Origin of the sequence: Candidatus Thiosymbion oneisti (genome assembly GCF_900092655.1) — a bacterium.
Classification (GTDB): Bacteria; Pseudomonadota; Gammaproteobacteria; order Chromatiales; family Chromatiaceae; genus Thiosymbion; species Thiosymbion oneisti.
Window position 1 is genome coordinate 1 of sequence record NZ_FLUY01000553.1, and the last position, 6,532, is coordinate 6,532.

10 protein-coding genes are annotated in these 6,532 nt (G+C 55.9%); all 10 read left to right on the plus strand.

Annotated elements, in window-relative coordinates:
* Positions 1-105: 105 nt before the first annotated feature.
* The 10 genes from BQ17_RS05800 (at position 106) to BQ17_RS05845 (ending at position 6,167) form a co-directional block, all read left to right on the plus strand.
* Positions 106-684 carry a hypothetical protein gene (locus BQ17_RS05800; RefSeq protein ID WP_089725133.1) on the plus strand — a complete coding sequence of 193 codons (579 nt, stop codon included), beginning with the start codon at positions 106-108 and terminating at the stop codon, positions 682-684.
* A 583-nt stretch (positions 685-1,267) separates the two neighbouring features.
* Complete coding sequence (gene pssA, locus BQ17_RS05805) at positions 1,268-2,056, plus strand: CDP-diacylglycerol--serine O-phosphatidyltransferase (protein WP_089725134.1); 789 nt, start codon at positions 1,268-1,270, stop codon at positions 2,054-2,056.
* 354 nt (positions 2,057-2,410) lie between these two features.
* Positions 2,411-2,932 carry a Na+/H+ antiporter subunit E gene (locus BQ17_RS05810; protein WP_089725136.1) on the plus strand — a complete coding sequence of 174 codons (522 nt, stop codon included), beginning with the start codon at positions 2,411-2,413 and terminating at the stop codon, positions 2,930-2,932.
* Between the two features lie 7 nt (positions 2,933-2,939).
* Positions 2,940-3,200 carry an MrpF/PhaF family protein gene (locus BQ17_RS05815; RefSeq protein ID WP_089725139.1) on the plus strand — a complete coding sequence of 87 codons (261 nt, stop codon included), beginning with the start codon at positions 2,940-2,942 and terminating at the stop codon, positions 3,198-3,200.
* Positions 3,201-3,203: 3 nt separating this feature from the next.
* Positions 3,204-3,536 carry a monovalent cation/H(+) antiporter subunit G gene (gene mnhG, locus BQ17_RS05820; protein WP_089725141.1) on the plus strand — a complete coding sequence of 111 codons (333 nt, stop codon included), beginning with the start codon at positions 3,204-3,206 and terminating at the stop codon, positions 3,534-3,536.
* On the plus strand, positions 3,533-3,781 hold the full coding sequence (locus BQ17_RS05825) for a hydrogenase subunit MbhD domain-containing protein (protein WP_176722312.1): 249 nt from the start codon (positions 3,533-3,535) through the stop codon (positions 3,779-3,781). The genes mnhG and BQ17_RS05825 overlap by 4 nt, the downstream gene beginning before the upstream one ends.
* Positions 3,778-4,467: a Na(+)/H(+) antiporter subunit B gene (locus BQ17_RS05830; RefSeq protein ID WP_089725143.1), complete on the plus strand. Its 690-nt coding sequence runs from the start codon at positions 3,778-3,780 to the stop codon at positions 4,465-4,467. The genes BQ17_RS05825 and BQ17_RS05830 overlap by 4 nt, the downstream gene beginning before the upstream one ends.
* 167 nt (positions 4,468-4,634) lie before the next feature.
* Positions 4,635-5,039 carry a clan AA aspartic protease gene (locus BQ17_RS05835; protein ID WP_089725144.1) on the plus strand — a complete coding sequence of 135 codons (405 nt, stop codon included), beginning with the start codon at positions 4,635-4,637 and terminating at the stop codon, positions 5,037-5,039.
* 562 nt (positions 5,040-5,601) lie between these two features.
* Complete coding sequence (locus BQ17_RS05840; RefSeq protein ID WP_089725146.1) at positions 5,602-5,880, plus strand: BrnT family toxin; 279 nt, start codon at positions 5,602-5,604, stop codon at positions 5,878-5,880.
* Complete coding sequence (locus BQ17_RS05845) at positions 5,877-6,167, plus strand: hypothetical protein (protein ID WP_089725148.1); 291 nt, start codon at positions 5,877-5,879, stop codon at positions 6,165-6,167. The genes BQ17_RS05840 and BQ17_RS05845 overlap by 4 nt, the downstream gene beginning before the upstream one ends.
* Positions 6,168-6,532 lie beyond the last annotated feature (365 nt).

A 6,532-nucleotide genomic window follows, 5' to 3' on the forward strand; every position in this document is an offset into this window, starting at 1 on the left:
GCGGAGCTTCCGCGTTCCCACGCGGCGCGTGGGAACGAGAGAAAATGATGAGTTAGCTCAATTGAGAACGCCCCCTAAGACTCAACCACTACCAGAATATTGAACATGAACCGCTATCGACCTACCACCTACTCGGTGTCAACTGTCTTGGTGCTGATCGTCTTCATGAGTGTACCCTGGCGCAGTGGGGCGGAGACCGATCTGGAGGCGAGCAAGGCCTTCGGGGTGCTGGCGCGGGAGCAATCCCTGGCCGAGGGCTATGTGACTATGCTCAATGACTTTGGTCGGCAGGACGCCGGCAGCTATGCAGAGGGCATTCGCCTCTACGCCTCGGCTAAAGCGGAGTTCGACGGGCTGATCGCCCGGATGAGCCATGACATCATCCGGCGCAGGCCCTTCGACGGGTCCGAGCAATTCCAGGCCGTACTTGAGCGCGCTGTGGAACGACGCCTGGACTTCACCCGCCATGTCGATGCCATCCTCGACGCACGCGGTACATCCGATACCCGATCCGTAAAGGATTACATCAGATTACCGGCGGAGCTCATCGCGGCCATCAAAGACGCGGCGGGCGCTATCTGGGACAAATACTGGGAAATCCGCGACACCCGGCGCCAGGAGATCCTGGACCAGCTCGAAGCCCTTAAGTGGAAGCCGTTCCACGAGCTCGGTAGGTCGAATTAGGCGTACCCCAATCGGTCCATGCTGGTGCTCGATCCATGTTTGTGCTGCCGTAACTCGACAATAATGGAGACAGGTACGAGGCATCAGCGGTGCATCGCCGTTTAAAGATGCGGTTCGCTGCGGGCGTCCATCGATGCGGTTCGCGCCTCCTGGTGGTGCCATCCTGTAAGACCTACCGCGCTCACCGCATCCTACGGCACTACCGCTTCACAACTATGGAGGTGATTAGCGGGTGGTGGTTAATATTTAAATGATTCGTTGGGCACGCCACCGTCCTACCGGCTTTGCCCCGCTCCCGCCGGGAGAGGGGGTGCTGTGTGTGGCGTGCCCAACCCACTGCTAGTGGCTATGCTTCCATTTAGACCTTAACCACTACCAACGACGAATCGCGCGAATCGGTGCGAATCAATCCGCGAGGATTCGCGTGATTCGTAGTTTTTCTTCTCTTTGCCAACCGTAACCTTTAACTTAGATGGCACTGCGGTAAAAACTACCTTGCCGGAAGCCGGCGACCGGCAACCGAGGGCCGACAACTTGATATACTGGGCTCCCCCAGCAAGCTCTCTGCCATACTGCCCACGCAATGGACGAGCAGAAACCCAGACCCGGCATTCGACGCGGCATCTATCTCCTGCCCAATCTGTTCACGACCGCGGCCCTGTTCTCGGGTTTTTATGCGGTGCTCGTGGCCATGCAGGGGCGTTTCGAGGCCGCCGCGCTGGCGATCTTCGCCAGCATGGTGCTGGACGGGCTCGATGGGCGGGTCGCCCGCCTGACCAATACCCAAAGCGATTTCGGGGCGGAGTACGACAGCCTCTCCGATATGGTGGCCTTCGGCGTCGCCCCGGCCCTGGTGGCCTACGAATGGGCCTTGAGCGGGCTCGGCAAGGTCGGCTGGCTGGCCGCTTTTGTCTATACCACCGCCGCTGCCCTACGCCTTGCCCGCTACAATACCCAGCTCGGCAGTGCGGACAGGCGTTATTTTCAAGGGTTGCCGAGTCCCTCGGGGGCGGCGCTCATCGCTGCCGGGATTTGGGTCGGAGCGGATCACGGCATCGATGGGTCGGAGGTGAGCTGGCTGGTCGCCCTCATCACCACCTGCGCCGGTCTGCTCATGGTGAGTAATTTCCGGTTTCACAGCTTCAAGGAGATCGATCTACGCGGACGGGTCCCCTTTATCTTCGCGGTCGTGGTGATGCTCGGCTACGCGGTGGTGTTGCTGCATCCGCCGGTGGTCCTGCTTGCCGGTTTTGTGAGTTACGCAGTCTCCGGCCCGGTCATTACGCTGGTACGTCGGCGCCAACGCAAGGTCAACCGCAGGCGGGAGCGGAGTACCCAGCGGGTGCCGTCGCAGGACGAGGATGGCTCCTGAATGGGGGTTGACGGGTAGAAGCAGCGGGCACCTCAGGAAGCGGGAGGAGACCATCTCGTCGATCCGCATCTGGATTTCACCCTCTATCCCCCACTCGTCGCAGGGAGTTGAGATAAGCGGGCCGACATGGGAAGATAAATCCGAATCAATGATGTAGGTTATAAACTTTGATGCGGTTTTCCGACTAGTATCGGTCGCCGGCAACCAACCTAGGTGTTGAAAAATTCCAAGGATGGGGTTTTTCCAAGCTCCTGACAGATCGCCTTAGAAAGATTCAAGATCGTCTGTTGGTCGGTAACTGCCGGATTCCATTCCGGAACATCGTCTCGCCCACAGGCCGAAGCTACCGCCAAGATGAATATCGCAGCCCCCGATCGCCGAGAAAAGAAACATCTGGTCGCATTCTGGCTATCCATGATGTTGGTCTGGGTGTTGCTCAATGCCTCCTTGTCGTGGCAGGTCGTGCTGGCGGGGGCCATCGTCGCTACCCTGTTGGTGTTCATCTTCCCGGCCCACGGCTTTCTGTTCGCCGGGACCAAATTCACCCCGGAGACGCCGTTGTTGGTGCTTGGGTATTTGTGGCTCTTCACCCGCGAGCTGGTCAAATCGAATCTGGATGTAGCCCGGCGGGTGATCGCGCCGGAGGTGCGAATCAATCCGGGGATCGTCGAGATAAAGACCCGCTTGCAGCATCCCACCTATCGGTTGATCCTGGCCAATTCGATTACCTTGACCCCGGGTACCCTCACGGTGGATATGATCGAGGATTCCCTGTTCATTCACTGGATCGATGTCACGGGGAAAGACGTGGAGAGTGCGACGCGCGAGATCTCCGCGCGCTTCGAGCACTATCTCATGCAGCTGAGCCAAGGGTGAACTCACAATGGTCGATACCCTGATGACACTGGCGGTAATCCTCACCCTGTTGGGGAGTCTCTTCAGTATTATCCGATTGATGAGGGGACCTACCCCGATCGATCGCATCATCGCCATCGATGTGCTGACCATCACCGCCATCAGCATCATCGTACTCTTGGCCCACTTCGGGGGGCGCTTCATCTATGTGGATGTGGCCATTGTCTATGGTCTGCTCAGCTTCCTGGGGGTACTGGCCGTGGCCCGTTACAGCGAAAAGGGATTCTGATCCATGTATGCCTTCTTAGAGATGCTCGGCGCCCTGATGACCCTGGCCGGTTCGGTATTCCTGCTGCTGGGTGGATTGGGCGTGCTGCGCATGCCCGACAGCTACAATCGGTTACAGGCCGGCACCAAGGCCTCGACCCTGGGGACCACCTTGGCCCTGATCGGGATCGGGCTCGCCCATCCCGGCTGGCTGGGCAAGTTGTTGGTTCTCGCCTTCTTTGTCATGTTGACTTCCCCCATCTCCGCTCATGCCCTGGCCCGTGCGGCCCATGCCATCCGGGTCCCCTTGAGCGATCGCACCGTGGTCGACAAGCTGGGGGAACAGGAGACCTCATGATCCTGCTCGTGATCGGCACGGCGCTCTGCGCCGGAATCATCGTCAGCGCCCTGCTGGCCGTCCACCTGGGGAACACCCTCAGCGCGGCCATCAGCGCCGGTATGGCCAGCCTGTTCGCCGCCATTACCTATGTCGCCCTGGCCGCGCCTGACGTGGCTATGACCGAGGCCGCCATCGGCAGCGGGCTCACGACCATTATCTTTCTCTACAGCATTCGCCGGACCACGGAGCCGCCGGAGAAATGATCAAGCGGGTCACCATACTGCTCTCCCTGTTGCTGTTGGGGTCCGTTTTCCTGCACATGGTGGTGAATTATGCCCCCCGCACCGGGTTGAATCCCATCTCCGAGCATTATGTGACAGCGGGTCCCGATGAGCTGGGGGCCGCCAATATCGTGACCGCGGTGCTGGTCACCTACCGTGGCCTGGATACCCTGGGCGAGGTGGCGGTGCTCTTCATCTCCGCGGCGGGGGTCGGGCTGCTGCTGCGCCGGCGGGTCGGTGAGACGGAGGAAGAAGGTCCCAGTCGCCGGGCCTCCAGTGAACTGGTACAGACCGCCGTTCACTTTCTCCTGCCGCTGATCTTCGTGCTCGGTATCTATGTCTTTATCAATGGGCACCTGACGCCGGGCGGCGGCTTCCAGGGCGGGGCGGTGCTGGCCTCCGGGATCATGCTCCTGCTACTGGCCGATCCCGATACCCGCTTGAATCACGGCATTGTGCGGCTGTTGGAGTCCTTCTCCGGTTTCGGCTATGTGGTGGTGGGGGTCCTGGGCCTGATACTCGCGGGCGGTTTTCTCGATAACCGGTTTCTCGATCTCGGCAGCTTCGGCGAGCTGCTCAGCGCCGGCGCCATGCCGATCATCTATATCTTCATCGGTTTGAAGGTCGGCACCGAGCTGAGCGCGGTACTAGAACGGATGAAGGATTAGGAGCGGTTGACATAATCGTCGTGCCGACCGCTAATAGGACAAGATTAACAGGATTGTTTTCTGAATAATCAATTCTAACATCCTGTGAATCCTGAAAATCCTGTTAATCCTGTACTATTGGCTAACGCAGCAGAGGGTTCGGGTAACATTCATAGACGGGAAGAACTATGGGGGTATTCAGTGTACAAGTGAAACTGAAAAACTGGCAGAACCGATTCCTTGCGGATGATGAAAAGGGAGAGGATGTCATATGCAACGCATTGGTAGATTCCGGGGCAACGGAGTTGGCCCTGCCGATAGAGATCATAAGCCGACTCAAACTGGAAGAGCTGGATAAGGTACGGGTTTACACTGCCGACGGTGGGGAACATGAATATCGGGTATTCGGAATTGTCGAAATCGAAGTCGAGGGCCGTACCTGCCATGTCCGTGTAATCGAGCTTCCCCATGGTGCCGAGCCGCTGCTGGGCGCGGTTCCTCTCGAAGAGATGGATTGGCATATATCCCCAGTGCAGAAAAAATTGGTTCCAAATCCACGTTCTCCCGAAAAACCACTGTTGCCCTTATGTTGAGCGTGCCCTGAAAATTCCCGCTATGAAATTTTTGCTCGTTCCCACGCTCTGGAGACTGTGCAAGAATTCACCTTTTGGCTCGATATAACGATCTGTTGGGGTTCGCAAGCCCGCGTAGGGCGGGGCAGGCCAGGGATGGCTGCCACCCGCCACCTGGGGACCATTACCTGACGGCGGGTGACGAGGCACCCAATTACAGTAGCCAACTCGGCCCCGAAGTGTGCCTCTCATCCGCCCTACGCGGGCTGTCAACTTATCGACGATCAGGTTGCCGGTCACCGGTCTGTCGCGGCTCAGCAATCAGGATCCTGAAGAAACAAAGAAAAATAATTCATGTTTATTCGTGTCCATTCGTGGTTCTTTTTTCATCTGCGTAATCTGCGGATTAAAAAAGGGCCGTAGGCTGGGGTGAGGCACGAACCCCAGCTTCTTCTAGCACCCAAGCCTGGATGCTGGGGTTCGCAAGCTCACCCCAGCCTACGAACTAATTGCGTGCAGCTTATGGGTGTCGGTAACCAAAAATGAAGCCAATAAGCACATGCACGCTCTATAATCCCGCCACATGAAGGCTTACAATTGGAATCCAAGCAAAAATCAAACCCTCATCGATGAAAGGGATGTTTCATTTGAAAGTGTAATTTTTCACTTGCAAAACAATGACTTGATAGATGACATCAAGCATCCTAATGACAAGGAGTATCCTAATCAGCGGGTATATATCGTCGATATTGATGGTTACGCCTATTTGGTTCCATATGTGGAATCGGATGATGAAGTATTTCTTAAAACTATCATTCCCAGCCGTAAGGCAACGAGGAAATACCTGGGAGAAAGCAAATGACAGAGGTTAAACTAGATAAATACGAAAAAGATATTTTAGCGGCGTATGAAGCCGATGAATTTGTCTCTGTAATGACGCCGGAACGGAAAAAAGAAATTCAACAGATAGCTGAAAATACATTTAGAAAGGATAAACGAATCAATATCTATATCTCTAATAGAGATTTGGTCGCGATACAAAAACGTGCACTGGAAGAGGGTATTCCTTATCAAACCTTAGTTTCAAGTATCATTCATAAATATGTCTCGGGTAGTTGGAGAGACCTTATGGCTAACAAAGCAAATTAACTCGGACACAAAAAAGCATCGCTCGTACCTCGCTCTGCTTTTTTCGCTGGTTATTTGTGACGTTAGACCATAAAAACTGTGTAAGGAATTCAAAATGGAACAATTACTATTCAAATTCCGCAGAACATACAAGAGAAATATGTAATTAGTAATCCAGAAATAGCCGAAAGCTTAGTCAAAGATCGCGGTAAAGAAATCGCTGGAAATGGCCGCGTAAGGAAATGCCGAACGTGGCGCTCCAGCCGACCGCTCAACCGCTGCACGGCTTGTGCTCGTTCCCACCGCTCTAGCGTGGGAACGCAGCTGGGCCGCTCCAGCGGCCAGTATATTGTGACGCTGGAGCGTCGGGATTTGCTCCCACGCCG

Excerpts from the sequence above, each read along its gene's own strand:
- BQ17_RS05800 (WP_089725133.1), top strand. The coding sequence starts at position 106 with ATGAACCGCTATCGACCTACCACCTACTCGGTGTCAACTGTCTTGGTG.
- pssA (WP_089725134.1), top strand. The coding sequence starts at position 1,268 with ATGGACGAGCAGAAACCCAGACCCGGCATTCGACGCGGCATCTATCTC.
- BQ17_RS05810 (WP_089725136.1), top strand. The coding sequence starts at position 2,411 with ATGAATATCGCAGCCCCCGATCGCCGAGAAAAGAAACATCTGGTCGCA.
- BQ17_RS05815 (WP_089725139.1), top strand. The coding sequence starts at position 2,940 with ATGGTCGATACCCTGATGACACTGGCGGTAATCCTCACCCTGTTGGGG.
- mnhG (WP_089725141.1), top strand. The coding sequence starts at position 3,204 with ATGTATGCCTTCTTAGAGATGCTCGGCGCCCTGATGACCCTGGCCGGT.
- BQ17_RS05825 (WP_176722312.1), top strand. The coding sequence starts at position 3,533 with ATGATCCTGCTCGTGATCGGCACGGCGCTCTGCGCCGGAATCATCGTC.
- BQ17_RS05830 (WP_089725143.1), top strand. The coding sequence starts at position 3,778 with ATGATCAAGCGGGTCACCATACTGCTCTCCCTGTTGCTGTTGGGGTCC.
- BQ17_RS05835 (WP_089725144.1), top strand. The coding sequence starts at position 4,635 with ATGGGGGTATTCAGTGTACAAGTGAAACTGAAAAACTGGCAGAACCGA.
- BQ17_RS05840 (WP_089725146.1), top strand. The coding sequence starts at position 5,602 with ATGAAGGCTTACAATTGGAATCCAAGCAAAAATCAAACCCTCATCGAT.
- BQ17_RS05845 (WP_089725148.1), top strand. The coding sequence starts at position 5,877 with ATGACAGAGGTTAAACTAGATAAATACGAAAAAGATATTTTAGCGGCG.